We start from the raw sequence: 24,153 nt of genomic DNA, 5'->3' as shown, positions 1-24,153 counted from the left end.
TACTGATCCGCAACCCCGGACCCGCTCCCTACGGGCTCTCTCCAGATCTGCGACACGGCAAAAGGACATAGCGATGCGCGACGAACACAACCAGACCTTCAGCACCCACGATGGCGTCGAGCTGTTTTATCGCCACTGGCCGGCCAGCGCGCCGGTCGCCGGCGAGCCGCGCAAGGCCATCCTGCTGTTCCACCGTGGCCACGAGCACTCCGGACGGATTGCCCACCTGGTGGATGAACTGAATCTGCCGGAATTCGATTTCTTCGCCTGGGATGCCCGAGGCCACGGCCAGTCACCCGGCGCGCGCGGCGACAGCCCGAGCTTCGCCACCAGCGTGCGCGACGTGCAGACCTTCTGCGATCACCTGGGCGCCACCTTCGGCATCGCCGAGGAAAATATCGCGGTAGTCGCCCAGAGTGTCGGCGCGGTGATCGTCGCCACCTGGGTCCACGACTACGCCCCGAAGATCCGCGCGCTGGTGCTCGCCTCGCCTGCGTTCAAGGTCAAGCTCTACGTACCGTTCGCCCGGCCGGGGCTGGCGCTGATGCGGCGCTTTCGCGGCAACTTCTTCGTCAACAGCTACGTCAAGGCCAAGTTTCTCAGCCATGACCCGCAACGTATTGCGTCCTACGACAGCGACCCGCTGATCACCAAGGCGATCTCGGTGAATGTGCTGCTCGGCCTCTATGAAGCCGCCGAACGGGTGGTGGCCGATGCCAATGCGATCCAGGTACCGACCCAACTGCTGATTTCCGGTGCCGACTTCGTGGTCCATCGTAAACCGCAGGAGCAGTTCTTCCAGCGCCTGGGCAGCCTGAAAAAGGAACTGCACGTGTTGCCGGGGTTCTTCCACGACACCCTCGGCGAACGCGACCGGCACCTGGCAGTCAGCCGCGCCCGGCGCTTCATCGAGCAGGGCTTCCTGACGCCGGTCAACCGCCCCAACCTGCTCGATGCCGACCGCATCGGTGAAACCTGCGCCGAGTCGGAAGCGCTGTCCGCGCCACTGCCGCACAACTCGCCACGCGACCTGTACTGGCGCCTGACCCGCGCCAGCATGGCGGTGGGCGGCAAATTGTCGGCCGGGGTCAAGCTTGGTTTCGACACCGGTTTCGACTCCGGCAGCACCCTGGACTACGTCTATCGCAACCAGCCGACCGGGCAGACGGCGCTGGGCCGGATGATCGACCAGAACTACCTGAACTCCATCGGCTGGCGCGGCATCCGCCAACGCAAGCTGCACGTCGAGGAGCTGCTGCGCCAGGCCATGGCGCAATTGCGCGAACAGGGCCGCGAAGTGCGCATCGTCGACATCGCCGCTGGCCATGGGCGCTACATCCTCGAAGCCCTGCAAGGGGTCACGCCACTGCCGGAGTCGATCCTGCTGCGCGACTACAGCGATATCAACGTGCGCGACGGTAGCGCGCTGATCGCCGAAAAGGGATTGGGCGACATCGCCCGCTTCGTCAAGGGCGACGCCTTCGACCGCGCCGACCTCGCCGCGCTGGACCCCAAGCCGAGCCTGGCGGTGGTGTCGGGGCTGTATGAACTGTTCACCGACAACGGCATGGTCGGCAATTCCCTCGCCGGGTTGGCCGAAGCCTGCGAACCGGGCGCCTACCTGGTCTACACCGGGCAACCCTGGCACCCGCAGTTGGAACTGATCGCCCGTGCCCTGACCAGTCACCGCCAGGGCCAGGCCTGGGTCATGCGCCGGCGCAGCCAGGCGGAGATGGACCAGCTGGTGGAAGCCGCCGGTTTCCGCAAGATCACCCAACGGGTCGATGAGTGGGGGATCTTCAGCGTCTCCCTGGCGCAACGGGTGCAATGATGGACACCACCGCGCGCGAAGCCGGTCTGCTCAAGCGCGCCGTGCTCTGGCTATTGCTGCTGGCGCCGTTGTTCTTCAGCAGTTACGGCTTCGCCACCTGGTACACGGCCCAGCGCACTGACGTCGGCACCTATGTGTTTGGCTGGGAACACCAGATACCGTTCTGGGCCTGGACCATCGTGCCCTACTGGTCCATCGACCTGCTGTATGGCCTGTCGCTGCTGCTGCCGCGCAGCAAGCGCGAACTGGACCGGCACGCCCTGCGTCTGCTGACGGCGCAGGTCATCGCGGTGTCGTGCTTCCTGCTCTGGCCACTGACCTTCACCTTCGCCCGGCCACCACTGGATGGCGTGTTCGGCTGGCTGTTCGCCGTGCTGGCGGGGTTCGACAAGCCGTTCAACCAGGCGCCGTCGCTGCATATCGCCCTGCTGGTGATCCTGTGGGTCATGTACCGCCGGCATTTCAACGGTGCCGGGCGCTGGCTGGTGCACGGCTGGTTCGCGTTGATCGGCGTGTCGGTGCTGACCACTTATCAACACCACTTCATCGACGTGCCGACCGGCGCGCTGGCCGGCTGGCTGTGCGTCTGGCTGTGGCCGGACGATCGCCCCAACCCACTGGCGATGGCGCGCCTGGCCGGCGACGGACAACGCCTGCGACTGGCGACCCGCTACGGGCTGGCGGCGCTGCTGCTGGCGGCGTTCGCGGGCTACTTCGCCGGCACCGCATTGTGGCTGTTCTGGCCGGCGCTGGCCGTGGCGCTGGTGGCCCTCAACTACGCGCTGTTCGGCGCAGCGGGTTTCCAGAAACGCGCCGATGGCAGCCTGAGCCCGGCTGCGCGCTGGCTGTTCGCACCCTACCGGGCTGCGGCCTGGATCAATTCCCGGCTGTGGACAAGATCTCATCCACAACCCGACCCGGTTGTGGATAACCTTTGGCTCGGACGCCTGCCAAACCGGGCTGAACTGAAGGCCGGCCCGTTCAAGGCGATTGTCGACCTCTGCGCTGAACTGCCCCTGCACCCGCAGGGCCAAGCCTATCGCCACATTCCGGTACTGGATCTGGTCGCGCCTTCTGCCGAACAATGCCGGGAGGCCGCGCTGAGCATCGAACAACTGCGCGAGCACGGGCCGCTGCTGGTCTGCTGTGCCTTGGGTTATTCGCGCAGTGCCACGGCCGTCGCGGCCTGGCTGCTGCACAGTGGCCGGGTCAAAGATCTCGACGAGGCCCTGGCGCTGATCCGCGCGGCACGCCCTGGCGTGGTTCTGCAGCCGACACACCGGCAGGCGTTGGAAGCGATGATCCACCTGCAACCGGCTGCGGCACCCGCCCACCCGAGGATCGCCGATGTCCGCTGATATGCCCCTGCAAGTCGTCGCCAGCCTGTTGCGCCGGGGTCGCTCGCTGGATCAGTTATCCACAGGGCTGACGCTGCTCGGCGTGCTGCTGGGCCTGGCCCCGCTGCTGATCGGCACACTCAGTCTGTGGTGCCTGGGGCTCGGCCTGTGGCTGCTGCTGTCGGGGCTGCTGCAGAAATACTGGGCGTTCAGGGTCGCCTTCGACGCCGACCTGTTCCAGTTGATGGCCGGCGACCCGAGTGCCCTGGGCGACCGCACCGAGGCCCTGGATACCGCGTTGCAGGGCCTGGGCCTGCAACCGCGACAATCGCTCAACCGGCCCTGGCACGAACGCAGCCGCGGTGCGCTGCGCCTGCTCAAGCGTCAGGTCCTGTGGCTGGTGCTGCAAATAGTTGCACCCTTGATCGTCATCCTGGCCAGCCCCTGGCTGCCTTTCGCCGGATAAGGAATCGTCATGCTCGAACCCGTGGTAGCCACCCTCATCACTTCCGCCGCGCGTCTGATCACCGGCGCCCGCAGCCTGTGGATAGGTTGCGGACCCGACCCGGTGCAACGGATCTACTTCGCCAATCACAGCAGCCATGGCGACTTCGTGCTGCTCTGGGCCTCGTTGCCGCGGGAGCTGCGCAAACTCACCCGGCCGGTTGCCGGCGCCGATTACTGGAATAAAAGCCTGCTGCGCCGCTACATCATCCGCCGGGTCTTCAATGGCGTGCTGATCGACCGCGAACGCAAGGAGCCTGGGGATAACCCTCTGCAACCGATGCTCGATGCCCTGGAACAAGGTCACTCGCTGATCATCTTTCCTGAAGGCACGCGCAATCAGGACGAGGGCCTGCTGCCGTTCAAGAGCGGGATTTTCCACTTGGCGCGGACTTATCCACAGGCGCAACTGATTCCGGTGTGGATCGCCAACCTCAACCGGGTCATGCCCAAGGGCCGGGTCTTGCCGCTGCCACTGTTGTGCACCACCAGCTTTGGCGCTCCGCTGCAATTGGAAGACGACGAAAGCAAAGAATATTTCCTGCAACGCAGCCGCGACGCGCTGCTGACCCTGGCACCGGAGCAACACTGAAATGGATAGGCAGACCCTGATGTTGTTCGCCGGGATCGGCATGATCCTGGTCCTGGCTTCGCTGATCGGCTTTGTCCTGAAACGGCGCGCCGGCGACACCCCGAACGCGGTCATCGACAACCTCAACGCGCGGATCAACGCCTGGTGGGTGATGGTGCTGGTGATCGGCACCGCCTTCTGGCTCGGTACCGGCGCGGTGATCCTGTTGTTCTACGCGGTGTCGTTCTATGCCTTGCGCGAGTTCCTCACCCTGACGCCGACGCGGCGCAGCGACTACCCGGCGCTGGTGGCGGCGTTCTATCTGGCGCTGCCGTTGCAGTACCTGCTGATCTATTCCGACTGGTACGGCCTGTTCTCGATCTTCATCCCGGTCTATGTGTTCCTGCTGCTGCCGATCCTCGCGTCGCTGGGCGGCGACAGCACGCACTTCCTGGAACGCGCCTCGAAGGTGCAATGGGGCCTGATGATCGCGGTGTTCTGCGTGTCGTTCGTGCCGGCGCTGCTGACCCTCGACATTGCCGGCTACGAAGGCCGCAACCTGCTGCTGATCGCTTACCTGGTGATCGTGGTGCAACTGTCGGACGTGCTGCAGTACGTCTGCGGCAAGCTGTTCGGCAAGCGCAAGATCGCCCCCAACCTGTCGCCCTCGAAGACCGTCGAAGGCTTCGTCGGCGGTATCGCCCTGGCCTCGCTGATCGGCTGTGCGCTGTTCTGGATCACCCCGTTCAAGCCCTGGCAGGCGTTGCTGATCGCTCTGTTGATCAACCTGTTGGGCTTCGCTGGCGGCATCGTCATGTCGGCGATCAAGCGTGATCGCGGGGTCAAGGACTGGGGCCACATGATCGAAGGCCATGGCGGCATGCTCGATCGCCTGGACTCGGTGTGCTTCGCCGCACCGATCTTCTTCCACCTGGTGCGCTACTGGTGGACCTGAGGGACCAGGCCTAGGCTCAGGTGGGAAGGTGATCGAGCGGCAGCGGTCCGGGCGTCTTCACCGCCTGGATCGCGAAATTGCTGCGAATGTCCCGCACACCTGGCAGGCGTAGCAGTTCGCCGGTAAGAAAACGTTCGTAGGCACGCAGGTCAGGGACCACCACCTGTAGCAGGAAGTCCGACTCGCCGGACACCAGGAACGCCGAGATCACCTGGGGCAAGGCCGTGACCGCCAGCCGAAAGGCTTCGGCGTCAGCCTCGTGGTGCCGCTCGACCTTGACCCCAACGAACACCGTCAGCCCCAGTCCGACTTCATCCCGGTCCAGGCTCACCTGGTAACCGCGAATCACCCCGGCTTCTTCGAGCATGCGCACCCGACGCAGGCACGGCGAAGCCGACAGGCCAATCTCATCGGCCAGTTCGACATTACTCAGGCGGCCATCGCGTTGCAGCGCGGCGAGAATTTTCCGGTCGTAGGCATCGAGTTTCAGTTTTGGCATATCTGACTACCGGAATATTCACTGTTGGTATTTTGTGCCAAGTCTAAGCCTATTCCGGGTCGAATACGCAAGCACCTGTCCCGGCCTTCCAGCATAGACTTTTGCCTGTCCCCCCACTCAACCAGGAGAACAGCCACGATGTTCCTCTACCTGCTCGCGCTGGCGATGGTCTATCTGCTTCCCGGCCCCGACATGATCCTGCTGCTGCAAACCGGCGCCCGTCATGGGCGCACCCTGGCGCTCACCACTGCACTGGGCCTGGCCATCGCCCGCGCCTGCCATATCGGCCTCGCTGCCCTGGGCCTGGCGGCGCTTTTCAAGGCGGCCCCGTGGACCTTCGACCTGGTGCGCCTGGCAGGCGCCACCTACCTGCTGTGGATCGGTATCCGCATGCTGCGCCCCGGCACGCTCGCCAGCCTGGGGGGCGACGCCCAGGCCGCAAGCGCCCTTCGACTGGGTTGGCGTGGCGCCTTTCGCCAGGGGCTGCTGACCAATCTGCTCAACCCCAAAGCGCTGCTGTTCTGTTCGGTGCTGCTGCCGCAGTTCATTGATGCCCAGGCTGGCGCCGTCGGCGCCCAGTTCCTCGCACTGGGTACGACGCTGGTGGTGGTCGGTCTGCTGTTCGACAGCGCCTATGCCCTGACAGGCGCCTGGATCGGCCGCTGGCTGGACAGCAACCCGCGGGCGCAGCGCCTGCAGCAATGGCTGTTCGGCGGCCTGCTGATCGGCTTTGCCGCGCGCCTGGCCTTCATCCAGCAAGCCTGAAGCTTCGTTCATGACAAACGCCGTTAGCAGGTGAGACGACGGCGTTTTTCTTATACATTTCATTCCTCATTTATTCAGGCAAGTTCAGTCACCATGACCAGCACGCTCGATCGTCTTATCGCCGGCACTCCCATTCTCTATGCGGGTAATCGGGTTTCCCCGGTGCCGCCGGAATTGGCCGAGCGTTTCCAGCCGGGTGATCACCTGCTGGTCGATCAGAGCAGCGGCGAATTGCTGCTGATCCCGCAATCGGTGCAGCAGCTCGCCGCAGGCGCCATCGATGCGGCCCAAAGCGCCTTCACCGCCCTGGCACAGGTTTCGGACGAGGCCATCAGCCGCTTCTTCGATCTGTTCGCCGGGTACCTGGAGGCCGAAGAATCCTGGGCCTTGATCGAGGCGGCGAACCAGTCGGACCTGGCCCGGGCCCAGGCGCTGGGCCGCTCCACCACGCGGCTGGCCACCAGCCAAGCCATGCGCCGCGACATGATTGCCGGGCTGCGGGCCTGGCGCGATGCGCCGCTGATTCGTGGCCGGGTGCGTGAATCCGTGGAACATGAAGGTTGGAAAGTCGAACAGGTGGTTGCGCCGCTCGGGGTTGTGGCCTTCGTTTTCGAGGGCCGACCCAACGTCTTCGCCGATGCCGCCGGCGTTCTGCGCACCGGCAATACTGCGGTGCTGCGCATCGGCAGCGATGCCCTCGGTACCGCCCAGGCGATCGTCAGGCACGCCCTACAACCGGCGCTGCGTGAAGCCGGCTTGCCGGCGGGTGCGGTGTCGCTGGTGGAAAGCCTCGACCGCGCGGCGGGCTGGGCCATGTTCGCCGACCGTCGTCTGTCCCTGGCCGTGGCGCGCGGTTCGGGCCATGCGGTGAAACAACTCGGCGGCATCGCCCAACAGGCCGGTACGGTCGTCAGCCTGCACGGCACCGGCGGTGCCTGGCTGGTCGCTCACCAGGATGCCGACACGGCGCGTTTTGCCGAGGTGGTGCGCCACTCCCTCGACCGCAAGGTGTGCAACACGCTGAACGTCTGCGTGATCCACCGCCAACGGGCGGTAGAGCTGGTGCCGGTATTTCTGGAGGCCCTGACCCAGGCCGGCAAGGCCCGAGGCCAGAGCTGCAAGCTGCATATCGTCAGCGGCGACGAAGGCGTGCTGCCCGAACAGTGGTTGCAGGCGCGGGTACAGGTTCGTCGTGCCGAGGGCGATCAACAGGAAGCCCAGACCGAGGTCCTGCCTGAAGAGCAACTGGGACGCGAGTGGGAATGGGAAGACACGCCGGAAGTCAGCCTGAAGATCGTCGACGATCTGGATCAGGCCATCGCCCTGTTCAATCGTTACAGCCCGCAGTTCACCGTGTCACTGCTCAGCGCTGATCGCCAGGCGCATGACTACTTTTACAACAGCATCAATGCGCCCTTCGTCGGTGACGGATTCACCCGCTGGGTCGATGGGCAATACGCGCTGAACAAGCCGGAGCTGGGCCTCTCAAACTGGGAGAACGGCCGCCTGTTCGCCCGTGGCGCGATTCTGTCGGGTGACGGTGTGTTCACCCTGCGCAGCCGGATGAGCCAGGTCGACACCAGCCTGCGCCGCTAAGATGGATCAGGTTGCTGCGAATGGGATGACCCTGTTCGCAGGGTTTACCCACCTGTAGGAGCGGGCTTGCCCGCGAAGCTTTTGCCGGCCCTGAGCACGCTTTCGCGGGCAAGTCCGCTCCTGCAGGGCACCACCTACAACCCTATGGTTCAGAGATCCAGCACCAACGGTTCCTCGCTCTGAGCCGGTACTGCGCAACAGATCAACACCTGCCCTTCCCCCGGCAACTGCGCCGGTGGATGCGGATAATGCACCTGCCCACTGATCAGGCGCGTACTGCAGGTCCCGCATGAGCCACCCCGGCAACTGAATTCCGGACGCAAGCCACGGCTTTCCGCCAGCTCCAGCAGGCTGGCGCCCTGCGGCTGCCAACGGGCTTCCTTCGCCGACTGGTTGAACAGCACCGGCACGGCAACCGTGGCGATCGGCGGCTGTTCGATCGGCTCAACCCCGGGATCCAACTGCCGACGGAGTGTCGAAGGCCCAAACGTCTCGGCATGGATCTGTTCGTCACGGATGTCCCTGTCACGCAGTTGATCGTACAAACCCTGGGTGAAACCACGCGGTCCGCAGAGCACGAAATCCACGGCATCGTAGTCGTCGATCAGCAACAGCTGCTGCATGACCTCGGCACTCAGGCGGCCGCGAACATCGTAATCCTTCCCCTGCACCGCCTGGGTTTCCGGCTGACTCAGCAAGCGCAGCACCTGCACCGTTTCCCCGGCGTCCGCCACCAGCTCAGCCAGTTCGTCGGTGAACGGCAATTCCGCCAGCGAGCGGGCACTGAGAAACAGCACCGCTGGGCGCATCCGCCGCGTGCGCTTGCCCTGATACACAACCTCCCGCAGCATCGACAGCAACGGCGTGATACCCACACCCGCCGCAAGCAATACCAACGGACGCGGCGCACTCGGCGCAACCGTGAAGTGCCCTTGCGGCGCACGCGCTTCGAGCACATCACCCACCTGCAAATGGTCGTGGACATGCGACGACACCAAGCCGTCCCGTTTCACACTGATCCGCAGAAATGAATCCGACGGCGCGCTGGACAGACTGTAGGTACGAATATGGGTTTGCCCGGCGACGTTGAATCGCAAGGGCAGATGCTGCCCGGCCTGAAACAACGGGCTCCCCGCACCATCGGCCGGCCCCAGGTAAAGCGAACGGATATTCCGGCTTTCCTCCACAATCCGTTCGATCCGCAACGGCCGCCAGCTATTGCCCAAGGCTTCGGCCTGCAAACGGGCAGCGGCTTGCTGCCAATTGCCGGTCATCAGGCTGTTGGGGGAGAAACCTTCGAACTTCCAGCGCAAGGTCGAACCGGCTGGCCGACGCACGAAATGTTCCACGTGGAACGTCCACAGCCGCTCGGCGCCCTGGAAGGCTTTCACCTGCCGACCGTCGAGAATGATTTCAGTACGACCACTCAGTTGCAGCAGGTCGCCGGTGTTGAAATCGATGAACAGCAAGCCGGCTCGCGGATTGACCAACAGATTGCCCAAGGTGTTGAAAAACAGATTGCCGGCAAAGTCCGGAATGGTCAGGCAGTCGCCCTCCACCTGGACGAACCCGCTTTGCCCGCCGCGATGGGAAACGTCTACCGAGCGGACACCCTCCACCTCGACATAGCTGGCGACGAAGAAGGTGTCGGCGCCCCGAATCATCGCGGTGGCCTGTGGGTCCAGGGTGTTGCCACGCTGAACGATCCGTTGTGTCGGATCGACCGGCGTCACCCGTTCGAACTGGCGCAATTGAATGTACTGCGGGCAATTGCCGAAGCTGTGTTCCACGACGATCTCCAGCCCCTGCTCCCCCAGGCCGCGAATATGCCCATTGAGCCGGTTGCGCCGCCGCGTGTGCAGCTCGATACCCAGCAGCCCCAGAGCAGCACCCGCCTCCAGGGCAGCCGATGCCGGGTCCTCGAGTTGAGGAAAACTGTCGATCCGTAGATGCTGGGGATCAGGAGAAAAGGCGAAACCAGGTTCGCCCTCGAACAGACTGGCCCAGGGTCGTCCGGCCTCATCGACCGCACCAAACAGCATGAACGGCAACTGCCGGAAGAACTCGCGATGCTGGTCCGGCATATAATCTCGGACCACACGGGAGCCCAATTCAGCCATCCGCTCGGCAACGCCGACTCGCGCCTGCATTTGCCGTTCGCCTGCATGCCAGGGTGAAACGCCGGACTTGTTCATCGCGATCTCTCCCGCAAGGCCTCAGGCCGTCTGTAAACCGACCAGGGTGCGTGGCATCGGTACGAAACCAGGCAAGGCCTCGATACGTGCCAGCCATGCCCGCACGTCAGGGTAGTCCGCCAGCGAGACGTTGCCCTCCGGCGCATGGGCGATGTAGCTGTAGCAGGCCACATCAGCGATGGTCGGTTCACTGCCCACCAGATACGGCCTATGGCTCAGTTCCTGCTCGACCACCTTGAGCAACGCGTGGGAGCGACTGATCGCCTCCTCGGCATCGAAAGCGGCGCCGAACACGGTGATCAGCCTCGCCCGCGCCGGACCGAAGGCAATCGCTCCGGCCGCCACCGACAGCCAGCGCTGCACCTGAGCAGCACCCAGCGGATCGCTCGGCAGCCAGCGACCGTTGCCATATTTCTGTGCCAGGTACACCAGAATCGCGTTGGAGTCGGCGAGGATCACGCCCTGGTCGTCAATCACCGGAACCTGACCAAAAGCGTTCAGCGCCAGGTACTCGGGTTTCTTGTGGGCACCGCTGGGAAGATCGACATGGATCAGTTCGACCGGCAGGCCGAGCAGGGAGAGCATCAGCTCGGCACGGTGGGCATGGCCGGAGCGGGAGAAGTTGTAGAGTTTGATGGCAGGCTGGGACATGGTGCACTCCAGAAACGCTGAACGATCCGGGATGAATCGCGCGGTGGAGTCATCTTCCGCTTCTGGCGAAAACAACAGAATCACCAGAAACGGCAATCCGTTATTTCATCTGATGAAACAAACCCTGGCCGAGATGGACCCACGATCAGCGTCCGCCCACCTACTGATGGGAGCCGGCTTGCTGTCGATAGCGCCCGCCCAAGCGACTGCGGATTTGAGCGTGTTCAGCCCCTCAACACCAGATTTTCCCGCAAGGCCGCCACCATGAAATCGACAAAGCTGCGTACCCGCACCGGCGCCGTGCGGCCGCCCTGATACACCACATGGATCGGCAGCGGCGGCAACTCGAAGTCTTCCAGCACCACCTCCAGCGCTCCCGAGGCCAGCGGGTCGGCCACCTGGTAGGACAACACCCGAGTCAACCCCGCTCCCAGGCACGCCGCCCGAATCGCCGCCTGGTTCGCGGTAACGGCCATGCGCGGCTCCAGCCGAACATTAAGCAGCTTGTCGCCCTCGACGAACTGCCAACTGCGAATCGGGGAAGCCCCCGACGTCATGATGATGCGCGCCTGGCGCAACTCATCCGGATGCCTGGGCCGGCCATGCCTGGCCAGATACCCGGGCGAGGCACACACCACCCGACGCACCTGCCCTACCCGCACCGCGTGATGACCGCTGTCCGCCAACTCGCCAATCCGCACGGCCACATCGATACCGTCCTCGACCATACGGACCACCCGGTCGACCAGCAGGGCATTGATACTCACCGCCGGATACTGTTCCAGATAACGCACCATCACCGGCGTGACGTACAACTCGCCAAACAGCACCGGCGCGGTCATGGTCAGTTGCCCGCTGGGTTGGGCATGGCTGTCGGCGGCGCAGGCTTCGGCTTCTTCCAGCTCGGCGAGAATCCGTCGGCAGTCTTCGAAATAGCGCTGGCCCGGCTCGGTCAGATACACACTGCGCGTGGTGCGGATCAGCAACTGCGCGCCGATGCGTTGCTCCAGTGCCGCCACTGCCCGGGTCACACTGGGCGCCGACAGATTCAGACGTCGCGCCGCCGCCGAGAACCCCTGCTCCTGGGCCACGGCAAGGAACACCTGCATTTCCTGGAATCTGTCCACAGCGCCCCCGCTACACATGGCAAAGAAAAGAGCCGCATCGGCAGCCCTTTTCAGCGTATCGAAAACCCGGCGGGATTACCCGGGGAGTTTATCCAGGAACGCCAGCAGCGCCTGGTTCACGCAGGCCGGATTCTCGACGCTGGAAATATGCCCGGCCTCGGGGATGCCGATGTACGCGCAACCGATGATCTCGGCCATTTCCCGCGCTTCGCTCGGTGGCCGTGGTTTGTCCTGCTCGCCGCACAGCACCAGCGTGGTTTCGGCCGGCAGCGCCGCCAACGCCGCGAGGCGGTCATCACGGCCGAAGATCAGCCGCCCAAGCGGCACGATGCTGTCGAGCAGTTGCTCGCGGGAGTAGCGGCTCAGTGAGTGACGGAAAGCCTGGTAGAACGGCGTCTGGGGATCGATGCCAGACTTGAAGAAGATCGGCACGATGGCATCCAGCAACGGCGGCGGAATGCTGCCCGCGTCCTCGATCATCTTCAGCATCGAGAAATAATACTGCCGGGTGGCTTCCGGCTCGGCGCCGGCATAGGTGTCCATCAACACCAGCCCGCGAATACGTTGCGGCGCAGCCAATGCCAGGCGTGCCCCCCACATGCCGCCCACCGACAGGCCAACCAGGCTGAAACGCTGGATATCCAGCCGATCGAGCAAGGTCAGCACCTGGTTGGCGAGGTCATCCAGGCTGCGGGTGTTTTCCGGCAGTCGCCCGGATTGCCCATGGCCCCACAGCTCCGGCACGATCACCCGATAGCGCTGAGAGAGTACGCTGATCTGCGCAGCCCACATGGCGCTGTCCCACAGATAACTGGAACCCAGGACGACCACCTCGCCCTCCCCCTGATCCAGGTAATGGAGCGGTTGCCCATCGATAGTCACAACTGGCATGGAATCCTCCTTGGGTGTGGATAAGCCGACAAATGCCTGAACGGCATGCAGTAAGTGGATGTTGCAGGGATGGGACATCGTTGGCTACCTGAGTTCAATGGGTAGCAAGGCTGATTTGTAATGGAAATCATCGTGCAACGAAAGCTCGTACCATCGCTGCGGTTACTCGCCACTGTGCTCAAGAAATTTGTGTCCAAAAATGAGCCTTGTTGACGATTTTGCTGTTTTTCATTAGCCTGAACGGGTCTGAATGTATACGGAGCTTTGAGCCCTTAAAGCCAAAGTGTTCAGATGCCGCCATTGGTTCTCGGCCGTGCCGGTTGATGGGGTCCCATCCCTAAGGGCTTCCGCGAAACCCCCTTGATTGGGGGTTTGTTTTTTATATCCCCTCTCCTTCTTTACCTAGCTTGGCTTAAATGCGCTATTGCGAGCAGCCTTGATCGATTTTCCTCGGCTTTTATTCAAAAAAAGTTTCCAGGCTTTGATTTTGTCGGCTTTCTTGAAATTGATCGGCTGATTGTCCGCCATACCATCCCTGACGTACGCACTTTCAATGAACACTATCAGGGTGTTTTTCACTTCTCCCTTGCGTACGTTGAAGTAGATCTCATAGTGAGCGCCCGCCGCGTAGCCTTGCATCGAACTACTCAGCTCAAGCGTCAGAAAGTTTTCTCGTCCGGTAAAAAAGCATCTGCGTTCAGAAAACGACGCAATGACGTCTGGAAGCAGAAAAGACAACGCATGTCGTTCTGGATGAAAAGCGCGACGTACATTGCGATGGTCAATCACCAAATATTCATGGCCCAAAACCTGGAAATCGATAGGCTGATTTTGCTTCGGGCCGCGGCTAATACAGTGGGAACTGAATTCAATACTCAAGGTAAGAGTAACGGCAGGATTCCCTGAGGCCGCGGGGATAACCAAGGTCTGGGTGCCGCCCTGCAAGTGGCCAAGCAGCCAGCAGACACCTCCAATTTCAATATGCTGCGCCTTTTGGTGGTCCGACCAATACTTTCCTTGCACCACTGATTCCCTTGCGCCAATAAAGGCAACTTAGAATCAGCCAGCTTCTCGAACGAAAGCCGGCTGGATTGAGGCAGTATTTTCGATTTATCCACCATGCCATTGCAGGCGTCCTTATCTGCGTTCCCCGTATGATTACTCCGAACTCTTCGTGCTTATAAAAGAAATAATCCGGTGTATTTCTAACGCGTAATTTCATCAGAGAATTTTCTGACAAAAGACGGCAAGCGTTCAGGTGTCTGACCGGTGTGCGCCACATAGCAATGCTTCCACCACAGCCCGGGCCATCTCGACCGAGTGGGTGATCGACCAGATCTGATCACGGGCCAAGTCGCGGGCGGAAGAACCGAGGTCATCGGCAACGTATTCAGCGGCCTTGAGCAGGAATGAAACGTGCTGCAGCGCCACCTCCACATCGATGCCTTCACGGACAGTGAAAACCGGCAGTTTGTGGGCGTTGAGGTAATCCGTGGGAGGTGCGGCGGTTGTGTCGATCACACCAAAACGCGGGGGCTTTGTCGGATCGGAATCGGGGGCAAGATAGTCGATGCAACGGCCGATAACATCGCGTACCACGGCGCATTTTTCATCCAGTATGGAGGTATGGGGCGGGTCTGGAACGATCTTGGTTTTCATGGAAGTCAGCTCCTGGTTCGAGTCACCACCACCTACCGTCGTCAAACAATAAGGTGGCAGCTGTACGCAGGTTGACGAACCGGGAACCAAGGAACCGGCAGACCCTAAGGTCTCCCGCGCACAGCCGCCATAAAGCATTCCATTCAGAGGATGAACTCTGGGTGGACATGTTGGCGCCAAGGCGCTCTGATTCGTTCGGATCGTCAAACCCGCTCGTTGATTTTGCAACGAGAACCAGAGCCTAAAGGGAGGGTGACTTGATCAACAAGTCAGCCAAAGCCGACGGCATTGTAGGCACAAGCCAGCCAAATCAGTAGGCCGACCGACGAACTGTGGATAAGCCTGCCGAGCAGCCAGCCGTGATCCATTAACACTTTGAAACCTTCGTTTTCAGCCCTGACTGATCGGCTGCGCTAACCTCGTGGCTTTCCAGCACCGAAATTGCCTACATGAACTACTCAGGACTTCTCTGCACTGCCCTGCTGTTGTCGCTCACCGGATGCGAACAGTCAGCACCTTCGAGCAGCCTGGTTTCCGAAACGGCTACCGATGCCCACACCCTCAAGGGCGGTTTTCGGGCGACCGGCAATGAGCCGGGCTGGGTCGTTGAAGTGGGTGCAGGAGAAACGCCGCCGGTGCATCTGGAAATGAACTACGGCCAACAGAAAACCGCAGTGGCCAAAACCGAATCAACCCCGGATGGCTTTTTCGGCAATGCCGCGGATGGTACCGAAATCCAGGTACTGATCGACAGGAGCACCTGCACCGACGACATGAGCGGCAAGCAGTTCGAGGCCACCGTGCTGCTCAAGGTCGGGGATCGGGACTACCACGGTTGTGGTGGGTGGTCTGTGGGGCGCTAGCGCTCATCCGGAATGATGAATTCAACGGCTACTACAACAAAGCCCGTACGAGACGGGCTTTGAGCTGAAACCATCGCAGCCATTCCAGCCAGCTCGACTTACTCCACCGTCACCGACTTCGCCAGGTTGCGCGGCTGGTCGACGTCGGTGCCCTTGAGCACTGCCACGTAGTACGACAGCAGTTGCAGCGGGAGGGTGTAAAGGATCGGCGCCAGGGTATCGTGGATGTGCGGCATGCTGATGACATGGGTGCCCTCGCCATTGCTCATGCCGGCCTGCTCGTCGGCGAAGACGATCAGCTCACCGCCACGGGCACGGACTTCCTGCAGGTTGGACTTGAGCTTCTCCAGCAACTCGTTGTTCGGCGCCACGGTGACGATCGGCATGTCGTTGTCGACCAGGGCCAGTGGGCCATGCTTGAGTTCGCCAGCCGGATAGGCTTCGGCGTGGATGTAGGAGATCTCCTTGAGCTTGAGCGAACCTTCCATCGCAACCGGATATTGCGCTCCACGCCCTAGGAACAGGGTGTGGTGTTTGTCGGCGAACAGCTCGGCGATCTTCTCGACCTTGGTGTCCATCGCCAGAGCCTCGCCCAGACGAGTCGGCAAACGACGCAGTTCTTCCACCAGTTCGGCCTCGACCCCTTCGGCCAGGGTGCCACGGACCTGGCCCAGAGCCAGGGTCAGCAGCAGCAAGCCAACCAGTTGAGTGGTGAACGCCTTGGTCGACGCCACACCGATTTCGCGACCGGCCTGGGTCAGCAGGGTCAGGTCCGACTCACGCACCAGCGAGCTGATGCTGACGTTGCAGATTGCCAGGCTGCCGAGGAAACCCAGCTCTTTGGCGTTACGCAGGGCGGCCAGGGTGTCGGCGGTTTCGCCGGACTGGGAGATAGAGACGAACAGGGTATCCGGCTGCACGACGACCTTGCGGTAGCGGAACTCACTGGCGACTTCGACCTGGCACGGAATACCCGCCAGGCTTTCGAGCCAGTAACGCGCGACCATCCCGGCGTGGTAGCTGGTGCCGCAGGCGACGATCTGCACATTGCGCACCTTGGCGAACAACTCGGCGGCCTGTGGGCCGAACGCCTGGACCAGCACCTGGTTCTGGCTCAGGCGGCCTTCCAGGGTGCGCTGCACCACCGAAGGCTGCTCGTGGATTTCCTTGAGCATGAAGTGGCGGAACTCGCCCTTGTCGGCAGCTTCGGCGCCATCGCGATACTGCACGGCTTCGCGCTCGACGGCCTGGCCATCGACATTCCAGATCTGCACGCTGTCACGGCGGATCTCGGCGATGTCGCCCTCCTCCAGGTACATGAAGCGGTCGGTCACCTGACGCAGGGCCAGTTGGTCGGACGCGAGGAAGTTTTCGCCAAGCCCAAGGCCGATCACCAGCGGGCTGCCACTGCGGGCGGCCAGCAGGCGGTCGGGCTGCTGGGCGTTGATCACCGCCAGGCCATAGGCACCGTGCAGTTCCTTGACCGTGGCCTTGAGGGCCTTGGTCAGATCACCGAGGTCCTTGAGCTTGTGGTTCAACAGGTGGGCGATCACTTCGGTGTCGGTGTCCGACGTAAAGACGTAGCCCAGGCCCTTGAGCTGTTCGCGCAGGACCTCGTGGTTTTCGATGATGCCGTTATGCACCACGGCGATATCGGAACCGGAGAAATGCGGGTGAGCGTTACGCTCGCACGGCGCACCGTGGGTGGCCCAGCGGGTGTGGGCAATGCCCAGGCGGCCGACCAGTGGCTGACCGGCCAGGGCCTGGTCCAGCTCGCTGACCTTGCCGGTCCGGCGAGTACGTTCCAGCGTGCCGTTATGGGTGAAGACGGCCACACCGGCGCTGTCGTAGCCACGGTATTCCAGGCGCTTCAGACCCTCGACCAGAATGGCCGTGATATTACGTTCAGCAACTGCACCGACAATTCCGCACATGCTTTTTTCTCCTAGCTGACGGCCGCGCAAATCAAGTGAATACCGCGGGCCTGAATCTGTTCGCGTGCCTCCAGAGGCAAGCGCTCATCGGTAATAAGGGTGTGGACACTGCTCCAGGGCAGTTCCAGGTTGGGAATGCGTCTCCCGATCTTGTCGGACTCGACCATCACCACCACTTCACGGGACACTTCGGCCATCACACGGCTGAGGCCGAGCAATTCGTTGAAGGTGGTGGTACCGCGCTCGAGATCAATGCCATCAGCGCCGATGAAGAGCTGGTCGAAGTCGTAGGAGCGCAGCACCTGTTCGGCAACCTGGCCCTGGAACGACTCGGAATGCGGGTCCCAGGTGCCGCCGGTCATCAGCAGTACGGGTTCGTGCTCGAGTTCGCTCAGGGCGCGGGCGACGTTCAGGGAGTTGGTCATCACCACCAGGCCGGGTTGCAGCCCCAGCTCGGGAATCATCGAGGCCGTGGTGCTGCCACTGTCGATGATGATCCGCGCATGTTCGCGCAGACGCCCGACCGCAGCACGGGCGATGGCCTGCTTGTATTTCGATATCGAATGAACGGGATCGCTGACCAGTTCATGAGGCATGCTGATCGCGCCGCCATAACGGCGCAGCAGCAGACCATTGCTTTCGAGTGCGGCCAGATCCTTTCGAACCGTAACCTCGGAAGTTTCGAAGCGCCTGGCCAGTTCATCCACACTCACTTCACCCTGTTCGGTAAGCAAGGCGAGGATGCTGTGACGACGTTGAGGTGTATTGCGTTTCGACATGGGGCGCTATGTTTCGATTCGAAAGATAATGGTCGCAATCAAAACCTGAAATCGAAATGTCGTCAAGTGAAGGTTTTCAAATAAAAGGAATGGGAATTTTTATCCACAAGCACAGAGGGCCACCCTCGGTGGCCCTCCCTTTGCGCTGCCGTGAAAAAGGCTGTGGATAATTCAGCTCTTCTTGATCTTCACCGGCCGTTTCCAACCATCGATATTGCGCTGGCGTGCACGGGCGACTCCCAGTTGGCCTGGGTCGACGTTCTGGGTGATGGTCGAACCCGCAGCGGTGGTCGCGCCATGGGAGATATCCACAGGGGCCACCAGGGAGTTGTTGGTGCCGATGAAGACATCATCACCCAACACTGTCTTGTGCTTGTTGGCGCCATCGTAGTTGCAGGTGATGGTACCGGCGCCGATGTTGGTCCGTTCACCGATCTCGGCATCGCCCAGGTAGGCCAGGTGTCCGGCCTTGGCGTCATTGCCGAGCACGGCGTTCTTCAGCTCGACGAAGTTACCCACATGGGCCCGCGCGCCCAACACGCTGCCAGGACGCAAGCGGGCGAACGGACCAGCATCGCTGCCCTCGCCCATGATCGCACCGTCGAGGTGCGTGTTGGCCTTGAGCACCGCGCCCTTGCGCAGGGTGCTGTCCTTGATCACGCAGTTCGGACCGATCACCACGTCATCCTCGATCACCACACGACCTTCGAGGATCACGTTGATGTCGATCAGCACATCACGGCCCACGGTGACCTCGCCACGCACGTCGAAACGCGCCGGATCGCGCAGGGTTACGCCCTGGGCCATCAGACGCAAGGCGGCGCGCTTCTGGTAATGCCGCTCGAGTTCGGCCAGTTGCCGACGGTCGTTGGCGCCCTGCACTTCCATGGCGTCGTGGGGTTGCTCGGTTTCCACCACCAGGCCATCGCTGACCGCCATGGCGATCACGTCGGTGAGGTAGTACTCACCCTGGGCATTGTTGTTCGACAGGCGGCTCATCCAGTCGCCAAGGCGCTGGGCCGGCAACGCGAGAATGCCGGTGTTGCCTTCGGTTATGGCCCGCTGTGCCTCGTTGGCGTCCTTCTGCTCGACGATCGCACAAGCCTTGCCTTCGGCGTTACGCACAATGCGGCCGTAGCCGGTCGGGTCTGCCAGTTCGACGGTCAGCAGTGCCACCTGCTCTGGCGTCGCGTGCTGCAACAGCCGCTGCAGGGTTTCCACTTCGATCAGCGGTACGTCACCGTAGAGCACCAGCACGGTGTCGGCGGTAATGAACGGTACCGCCTGGGCCACGGCATGGCCGGTACCCAGTTGTTTGTCCTGCAGGACGAAGTTCAGGTCGTCGGCGGCCAGTCGTTCGCGCACCTGGTCCGCACCATGGCCGATCACCACGTGGATGCGCTGTGGATTCAATTGCCGGGCGCTGTGGATAACATGTCCAAGCATCGAGTTGCCGGCGACAGGATGAAGAACCTTCGGCAACGCCGAACGCATGCGGGTGCCTTGGCCGGCCGCGAGAATAACGATTTCGAGAGACATGACTGGCTACCAATCCTGGGTGGTCAGCGGTTGTGACCAGGTGATGAATATCGGAAAAGAAAAAAGGGTAGCCGAGGCTACCCTTTTTAATCAATCACGCAACAAGTGCTGGCTTAACCGCCGAACTTCTTGCGGATCTGCTGGACGGTGCGCAGCTGGGCTGCGGCCTCGGCCAGACGTGCAGCAGCGGAACCGTAGTCGAAGTCCGCGCCTTTTTCGTTCAGGGCCTTCTCGGCAGCCTTGACGGCTTCCTGAGCGGAGGCTTCGTCCAGGTCGGCAGCACGTTGCACGGTGTCGGCAAGGACCTTGACCATGTTCGGCTGAACCTCGAGGAAACCACCGGAGATGTAGAACACCTCGGCTTCCCCGCCCTGCTTGATCAAGCGGATCGGACCCGGCTTGAGATTGGTGATCAACGGCGCGTGGCCCAGGGCAATACCCAGGTCACCCAGCGCACCGTGTGCAATCACCATCTCGACCAGACCGGAGAAAATTTCCCCTTCCGCGCTGACGATATCGCAATGGACTGTCATAGCCATCTGATTGCCTCAACCTAAATTAGCGCCCGTTGCCGGGCGCCGGGATTACAGTTTCTTGGCTTTCTCGATCGCTTCTTCGATGCCGCCAACCATGTAGAACGCTTGTTCTGGCAGGTGGTCGTAGTCACCGTTGAGGATGCCTTTGAAGCCAGCAATGGTGTCTTTCAGGGAAACGTATTTACCCGAGGCACCGGTGAAGACTTCAGCCACGAAGAACGGCTGCGACAGGAAACGCTGGATCTTACGAGCGCGGGATACCAACTGCTTGTCGGTTTCCGACAGCTCGTCCATACCCAGGATCGCGATGATGTCCTTCAGTTCCTTGTAGCGCTGCAGCACGTACTGAACACCGCGAGCGGTTTCGTAGTGCTCGTTGCCGATGACGTTCGGATCCAGCTGGCGCGAAGTCGAGTCCAGTGGGTCTACCGCTGGGTAGATACCCAGGGAAGCGATGTCACGGGACAGTACGACGGTGGCGTCCAAGTGGGCGAAGGTGGTCGCCGGCGACGGGTCGGTCAGGTCGTCCGCAGGTACATATACGGCCTGGATCGAAGTGATCGAACCTTGCTTGGTCGAAGTGATGCGCTCTTGCAGCACGCCCATCTCTTCAGCCAGGGTCGGCTGGTAACCTACTGCCGAAGGCATACGGCCCAGCAGTGCGGATACTTCGGTACCGGCCAGGGTGTAACGGTAGATGTTGTCGACGAACAGCAGAACGTCGTTACCTTCGTCACGGAACTTCTCGGCCATGGTCAGGCCGGTCAGGGCTACGCGCAGACGGTTTCCCGGCGGCTCGTTCATCTGGCCGTATACCAGTGCCACTTTGTCCAGAACGTTGGAGTCCTTCATCTCGTGGTAGAAGTCGTTACCCTCACGAGTACGCTCACCCACACCGGCGAACACGGAATAACCGCTGTGCTCGATGGCGATGTTACGGATCAGTTCCATCATGTTTACGGTTTTGCCTACACCGGCACCACCGAACAGACCGACCTTACCACCCTTGGCGAACGGGCAAACCAGGTCGATAACCTTGATGCCGGTTTCCAGCAGTTCGTTGCCGCCTGCCTGTTCTGCGAAGGAAGGAGCGGCGCGGTGGATACCCCAACGCTCTTCTTCGCCGATCGGGCCGGCTTCGTCGATCGGGTTGCCCAGCACGTCCATGATCCGGCCCAGGGTCGCTTTACCGACTGGTACGGAGATGGCTGCGCCAGTGTTGTTCACGTCCAGGCCACGCTTGAGGCCTTCGGTGGAACCCATCGCAATGGTACGTACCACGCCGTCGCCCAGCTGCTGCTGAACTTCCAGAGTGGTTTCGGCGCCTTGAACCTTCAAGGCGTCGTAGATGCTCGGTACGCTGTCGCGTGGAAATTCCACGTCAATGACGGCGCCGATGATTTGAACGATACGTCCGCTACTCATAGCTGGATCCTCTGAATATTTGAACCGTTAAACCGCGGCAGCGCCGCCGACGATTTCCGAGATCTCTTGGGTGATCGCAGCCTGACGCGCCTTGTTGTAGATCAGCTGCAAATCGCTGATCAGATCACCGGCGTTGTCGGTAGCGTTCTTCATCGCGATCATCCGCGCCGCTTGTTCAGCTGCGTTGTTCTCGACCACCGCCTGGTACACCTGCGACTCCACATAGCGCACCATCAGGCCGTCAAGCAGCTCTTTGGCGTCCGGTTCGTACAGATAGTCCCAGTGGTGCTTGAGTTTCTGATCCGGGGTTGCCACCAGTGGAATCAACTGCTCCACGGTAGGCTGCTGCGTCATGGTGTTGATGAACTTGTTGGACACCACGGACAGGCGGTCAATACGGCCATCCAGGTAGGCATCCAGCATCACCTTGACGCTGCCGATCAAGTCGTTGATCGACGGCTCTTCACCCAGGTGGCTGATAGCTGCAACGACGTTACCGCCGAAGTTGCGGAAAAACGCCGCACCCTTGCTACCCACGACACACAGATCGATCTCGACGCCGTTTTCGCGGTTTACCGCCATGTCCTTGACCAGGGCCTTGAACAGGTTGGTGTTCAAGCCGCCGCACAGACCACGGTCACTGCTCACCACAACGTAACCGACGCGCTTGATGGCGCGGTCGATCATGAATGGGTGGCGGTATTCCGGGTTGGCGTTGGCCAGATGCCCAATTACCTGGCGGATACGCTCCGCATAAGGACGGCTAGCAGCCATGCGCATTTGTGCCTTGCGCATTTTGCTGACCGCCACTTTTTCCATGGCGCTGGTAATTTTTTGCGTGCTTTTGATGCTCGCAATCTTACTGCGAATCTCTTTTGCGCCTGCCATGTAACACCTATCAGGTTAGCAAGCGGGAGCCTTGCGGCTCCCGCTGCGGCTTACCAGGTTTGGGTGGCCTTGAACTTCTCGATACCAGCCTTCAGGCCAGCGTCGATTTCGTCATTGAAGTCACCCTTCACGTTGATCTTTGCCATCAAATCGGCGTGATCGCGGTTGAAGTAAGCAATCAGCGCTTGCTCGAAGCTGCCGATCTTGGCGATTTCAACGTCGGTCAGGAACCCACGCTCAGCGGCATACAGCGACAGCGACATGTCAGCGATCGACATTGGCGCGTATTGCTTCTGCTTCATCAGCTCGGTAACGCGCTGACCATGCTCAAGTTGCTTGCGGGTCGCTTCGTCCAGGTCAGAAGCGAACTGGGCGAATGCCGCCAGTTCACGGTACTGAGCCAGAGCGGTACGGATACCACCGGACAGCTTCTTGATGATCTTGGTCTGAGCGGCACCACCTACACGGGATACCGAAACACCGGCGTTCACTGCAGGACGGATGCCCGAGTTGAACATGGCCGATTCCAGGAAGATCTGACCGTCGGTGATGGAAATCACGTTGGTCGGAACGAACGCGGAAACGTCGCCAGCCTGGGTTTCGATGATCGGCAGAGCGGTCAGGGAGCCGGTTTTGCCGGTCACTGCGCCGTTGGTGAACTTCTCGACGTACTCTTCCGAAACGCGCGATGCACGCTCCAGCAGACGGGAGTGGAGATAGAACACGTCACCTGGGTACGCTTCACGTCCTGGTGGACGACGCAGCAGCAGGGAGATCTGGCGGTAAGCCACAGCCTGCTTGGACAGATCGTCATAAACGATCAGCGCGTCTTCACCGCGGTCGCGGAAGTATTCGCCCATGGTGCAACCGGAGTACGGAGCCAGGAACTGCAGGGCAGCCGATTCCGAAGCACTGGCGGCAACGATGATGGTGTTGGCCAGGGCGCCGTTTTCTTCCAGCTTGCGAACCACGTTGGCGATGGTCGATTGCTTCTGACCGATAGCCACGTAGACGCAGAAAATGCCGCTGTCTTTCTGGTTGATGATCGCGTCGATCGCCAGAGCCGTCTTACCGATCTGACGGTCACCGATGATCAGCTCACGCTGGCCACGGCCGACCGGGATCATGGCATCGACAGCCTTGTAGCCAGTCTGTACAGGCTGGTCTACCGACTTACGCCAGATCACGCCTGGAGCAACTTTCTCGACCGCGTCGGTCTCGGTGTTGTTCAGCGGACCTTTGCCGTCGACAGGGTTACCCAGTGCGTCGACAACGCGACCCAGCAGTTCCTTACCAACCGGAACTTCCAGGATGCGGCCGGTGCACTTGGCACTCATGCCTTCAGCCAGAGTCGTGTACGCGCCCAGTACCACGGCACCCACGGAGTCTTGCTCCAGGTTGAGAGCCATACCGTAGACGCCGCCCGGGAACTCGATCATTTCGCCGTACATAGCGTCGGCCAGACCGTGAATCCGTACGATACCGTCAGAAACGCTGACAACGGTACCTTCGTTACGGGCTTGGGAGGACACATCGAGTTTCTCGATGCGGCCCTTGATAATTTCACTTATTTCGGAAGGATTGAGTTGCTGCATTGCTCTGCTGCCC

General features: G+C 61.5%; 22 protein-coding genes. 8 read left to right on the top strand and 14 right to left on the bottom strand.

The genetic code is table 11. The features are described 5' to 3' along the window. Positions 1-73 precede the first annotated feature (73 nt). The 5 genes from BLU37_RS07455 to BLU37_RS07435 are packed head-to-tail and all read left to right on the top strand — an operon-like array spanning position 74 to position 5,198. Positions 74-1,831, top strand: coding sequence for a bifunctional alpha/beta hydrolase/class I SAM-dependent methyltransferase (locus tag BLU37_RS07455; protein WP_090203650.1), 1,758 nt, complete (start codon positions 74-76; stop codon positions 1,829-1,831). Beyond that, positions 1,828-3,189, top strand: coding sequence for a phosphatase PAP2/dual specificity phosphatase family protein (locus BLU37_RS07450; RefSeq protein WP_090203648.1), 1,362 nt, complete (start codon positions 1,828-1,830; stop codon positions 3,187-3,189). Before BLU37_RS07455 ends, BLU37_RS07450 begins: the two co-directional genes overlap by 4 nt. After that, complete coding sequence (locus BLU37_RS07445) at positions 3,179-3,634, top strand: hypothetical protein (RefSeq protein WP_090203645.1); 456 nt, start codon at positions 3,179-3,181, stop codon at positions 3,632-3,634. The genes BLU37_RS07450 and BLU37_RS07445 overlap by 11 nt, the downstream gene beginning before the upstream one ends. A gap of 9 nt (positions 3,635-3,643) precedes the next feature. Then, a complete protein-coding gene (locus tag BLU37_RS07440) occupies positions 3,644-4,264 on the top strand; it encodes a lysophospholipid acyltransferase family protein (RefSeq protein ID WP_010447621.1) in 621 nt (206 codons plus the stop codon). Between the two features lies 1 nt (position 4,265). Continuing rightward, positions 4,266-5,198: a phosphatidate cytidylyltransferase gene (locus BLU37_RS07435; RefSeq protein WP_010447620.1), complete on the top strand. Its 933-nt coding sequence runs from the start codon at positions 4,266-4,268 to the stop codon at positions 5,196-5,198. 16 nt (positions 5,199-5,214) lie between these two features. Here the strand turns inward: BLU37_RS07435 and BLU37_RS07430 are convergent, their stop codons facing one another. Continuing rightward, a complete protein-coding gene (locus BLU37_RS07430; RefSeq protein ID WP_090210910.1) occupies positions 5,215-5,688 on the bottom strand; it encodes an Lrp/AsnC family transcriptional regulator in 474 nt (157 codons plus the stop codon). Positions 5,689-5,835: 147 nt separating this feature from the next. Between BLU37_RS07430 and BLU37_RS07425 the strand changes: the two genes are divergently transcribed. Both BLU37_RS07425 and BLU37_RS07420 read left to right on the top strand, forming a co-directional pair. Further along, positions 5,836-6,462, top strand: a complete 627-nt coding sequence (locus BLU37_RS07425) for a LysE family translocator (protein WP_090203641.1) — start codon at positions 5,836-5,838, stop codon at positions 6,460-6,462. Positions 6,463-6,555: 93 nt separating this feature from the next. Further along, positions 6,556-8,058 carry an aldehyde dehydrogenase family protein gene (locus BLU37_RS07420; RefSeq protein ID WP_090203638.1) on the top strand — a complete coding sequence of 501 codons (1,503 nt, stop codon included), beginning with the start codon at positions 6,556-6,558 and terminating at the stop codon, positions 8,056-8,058. A 149-nt stretch (positions 8,059-8,207) separates the two neighbouring features. On the opposite strand, the gene BLU37_RS07415 is transcribed toward BLU37_RS07420, so the two are convergent. The 6 genes from BLU37_RS07415 to BLU37_RS07390 all read right to left on the bottom strand — a co-directional run bounded on the left by BLU37_RS07415 (position 8,208) and on the right by BLU37_RS07390 (position 14,581). Continuing rightward, positions 8,208-10,253 carry a 2Fe-2S iron-sulfur cluster-binding protein gene (locus tag BLU37_RS07415; RefSeq protein WP_090203636.1) on the bottom strand — a complete coding sequence of 682 codons (2,046 nt, stop codon included), beginning with the start codon at positions 10,251-10,253 and terminating at the stop codon, positions 8,208-8,210. Positions 10,254-10,274: 21 nt separating this feature from the next. After that, positions 10,275-10,904, bottom strand: coding sequence for a glutathione S-transferase family protein (locus BLU37_RS07410; RefSeq protein WP_090210909.1), 630 nt, complete (start codon positions 10,902-10,904; stop codon positions 10,275-10,277). A 224-nt stretch (positions 10,905-11,128) separates the two neighbouring features. Beyond that, positions 11,129-12,031 carry a LysR family transcriptional regulator gene (locus BLU37_RS07405; protein ID WP_026007676.1) on the bottom strand — a complete coding sequence of 301 codons (903 nt, stop codon included), beginning with the start codon at positions 12,029-12,031 and terminating at the stop codon, positions 11,129-11,131. A 75-nt stretch (positions 12,032-12,106) separates the two neighbouring features. Further along, positions 12,107-12,922: an alpha/beta fold hydrolase gene (locus tag BLU37_RS07400; RefSeq protein WP_090203632.1), complete on the bottom strand. Its 816-nt coding sequence runs from the start codon at positions 12,920-12,922 to the stop codon at positions 12,107-12,109. A 402-nt stretch (positions 12,923-13,324) separates the two neighbouring features. Then, entirely contained in the window at positions 13,325-13,945 is a 621-nt protein-coding gene (locus BLU37_RS07395) for a hypothetical protein (RefSeq protein ID WP_090203629.1), read from the bottom strand. A gap of 231 nt (positions 13,946-14,176) precedes the next feature. Further along, positions 14,177-14,581 carry a hypothetical protein gene (locus BLU37_RS07390; protein ID WP_090203624.1) on the bottom strand — a complete coding sequence of 135 codons (405 nt, stop codon included), beginning with the start codon at positions 14,579-14,581 and terminating at the stop codon, positions 14,177-14,179. 449 nt (positions 14,582-15,030) lie between these two features. Here BLU37_RS07390 and BLU37_RS07385 point away from each other — a divergent pair, with 449 nt between their 5' ends. After that, entirely contained in the window at positions 15,031-15,444 is a 414-nt protein-coding gene (locus BLU37_RS07385; protein ID WP_010447603.1) for a hypothetical protein, read from the top strand. A 98-nt stretch (positions 15,445-15,542) separates the two neighbouring features. On the opposite strand, the gene glmS is transcribed toward BLU37_RS07385, so the two are convergent. The 7 genes from glmS to atpA form a co-directional block, all read right to left on the bottom strand. Further along, on the bottom strand, positions 15,543-17,378 hold the full coding sequence (glmS, locus tag BLU37_RS07380) for a glutamine--fructose-6-phosphate transaminase (isomerizing) (protein WP_029533971.1): 1,836 nt from the start codon (positions 17,376-17,378) through the stop codon (positions 15,543-15,545). Positions 17,379-17,389: 11 nt separating this feature from the next. Further along, positions 17,390-18,157: a DeoR/GlpR family DNA-binding transcription regulator gene (locus BLU37_RS07375; RefSeq protein ID WP_090203619.1), complete on the bottom strand. Its 768-nt coding sequence runs from the start codon at positions 18,155-18,157 to the stop codon at positions 17,390-17,392. A gap of 171 nt (positions 18,158-18,328) precedes the next feature. Continuing rightward, the gene (gene glmU / locus BLU37_RS07370) at positions 18,329-19,696 is read right to left on the bottom strand and encodes a bifunctional UDP-N-acetylglucosamine diphosphorylase/glucosamine-1-phosphate N-acetyltransferase GlmU (protein ID WP_090203616.1); all 1,368 of its coding nucleotides are present in this window, start codon (positions 19,694-19,696) and stop codon (positions 18,329-18,331) included. A 113-nt stretch (positions 19,697-19,809) separates the two neighbouring features. Further along, positions 19,810-20,235, bottom strand: coding sequence for a F0F1 ATP synthase subunit epsilon (locus BLU37_RS07365; protein WP_010447599.1), 426 nt, complete (start codon positions 20,233-20,235; stop codon positions 19,810-19,812). A 45-nt stretch (positions 20,236-20,280) separates the two neighbouring features. Continuing rightward, a complete protein-coding gene (atpD, locus tag BLU37_RS07360) occupies positions 20,281-21,657 on the bottom strand; it encodes a F0F1 ATP synthase subunit beta (protein ID WP_010447598.1) in 1,377 nt (458 codons plus the stop codon). 27 nt (positions 21,658-21,684) lie between these two features. After that, positions 21,685-22,545 (bottom strand): F0F1 ATP synthase subunit gamma, encoded by an 861-nt coding sequence (gene atpG, locus BLU37_RS07355; RefSeq protein ID WP_010447596.1) that lies wholly within the window; start codon positions 22,543-22,545, stop codon positions 21,685-21,687. Positions 22,546-22,595: 50 nt separating this feature from the next. Beyond that, a complete protein-coding gene (atpA, locus tag BLU37_RS07350) occupies positions 22,596-24,140 on the bottom strand; it encodes a F0F1 ATP synthase subunit alpha (RefSeq protein ID WP_010447594.1) in 1,545 nt (514 codons plus the stop codon). Between the last annotated feature and the right edge of the window lie 13 nt (positions 24,141-24,153).

The organism is Pseudomonas asplenii (genome assembly GCF_900105475.1).
Taxonomy (GTDB): domain Bacteria; phylum Pseudomonadota; class Gammaproteobacteria; order Pseudomonadales; family Pseudomonadaceae; genus Aquipseudomonas; species Aquipseudomonas asplenii.
Note: the sequence above shows the minus strand (reverse complement) of the source record. Positions and strands in the feature narration are given on the sequence as shown.

Bases quoted from the DNA above. Each gene is read 5' to 3' on its own strand.
- BLU37_RS07455 (WP_090203650.1), top strand. From the start codon at position 74: ATGCGCGACGAACACAACCAGACCTTCAGCACCCACGATGGCGTCGAG.
- BLU37_RS07450 (WP_090203648.1), top strand. From the start codon at position 1,828: ATGATGGACACCACCGCGCGCGAAGCCGGTCTGCTCAAGCGCGCCGTG.
- BLU37_RS07445 (WP_090203645.1), top strand. From the start codon at position 3,179: ATGTCCGCTGATATGCCCCTGCAAGTCGTCGCCAGCCTGTTGCGCCGG.
- BLU37_RS07440 (WP_010447621.1), top strand. From the start codon at position 3,644: ATGCTCGAACCCGTGGTAGCCACCCTCATCACTTCCGCCGCGCGTCTG.
- BLU37_RS07435 (WP_010447620.1), top strand. From the start codon at position 4,266: ATGGATAGGCAGACCCTGATGTTGTTCGCCGGGATCGGCATGATCCTG.
- BLU37_RS07425 (WP_090203641.1), top strand. From the start codon at position 5,836: ATGTTCCTCTACCTGCTCGCGCTGGCGATGGTCTATCTGCTTCCCGGC.
- BLU37_RS07420 (WP_090203638.1), top strand. From the start codon at position 6,556: ATGACCAGCACGCTCGATCGTCTTATCGCCGGCACTCCCATTCTCTAT.
- BLU37_RS07415 (WP_090203636.1), bottom strand. From the start codon at position 10,253: ATGAACAAGTCCGGCGTTTCACCCTGGCATGCAGGCGAACGGCAAATG.
- BLU37_RS07410 (WP_090210909.1), bottom strand. From the start codon at position 10,904: ATGTCCCAGCCTGCCATCAAACTCTACAACTTCTCCCGCTCCGGCCAT.
- BLU37_RS07400 (WP_090203632.1), bottom strand. From the start codon at position 12,922: ATGCCAGTTGTGACTATCGATGGGCAACCGCTCCATTACCTGGATCAG.
- BLU37_RS07390 (WP_090203624.1), bottom strand. From the start codon at position 14,581: ATGAAAACCAAGATCGTTCCAGACCCGCCCCATACCTCCATACTGGAT.
- BLU37_RS07385 (WP_010447603.1), top strand. From the start codon at position 15,031: ATGAACTACTCAGGACTTCTCTGCACTGCCCTGCTGTTGTCGCTCACC.
- glmS (WP_029533971.1), bottom strand. From the start codon at position 17,378: ATGTGCGGAATTGTCGGTGCAGTTGCTGAACGTAATATCACGGCCATT.
- BLU37_RS07375 (WP_090203619.1), bottom strand. From the start codon at position 18,157: ATGTCGAAACGCAATACACCTCAACGTCGTCACAGCATCCTCGCCTTG.
- glmU (WP_090203616.1), bottom strand. From the start codon at position 19,696: ATGTCTCTCGAAATCGTTATTCTCGCGGCCGGCCAAGGCACCCGCATG.
- BLU37_RS07365 (WP_010447599.1), bottom strand. From the start codon at position 20,235: ATGGCTATGACAGTCCATTGCGATATCGTCAGCGCGGAAGGGGAAATT.
- atpD (WP_010447598.1), bottom strand. From the start codon at position 21,657: ATGAGTAGCGGACGTATCGTTCAAATCATCGGCGCCGTCATTGACGTG.
- atpG (WP_010447596.1), bottom strand. From the start codon at position 22,545: ATGGCAGGCGCAAAAGAGATTCGCAGTAAGATTGCGAGCATCAAAAGC.
- atpA (WP_010447594.1), bottom strand. From the start codon at position 24,140: ATGCAGCAACTCAATCCTTCCGAAATAAGTGAAATTATCAAGGGCCGC.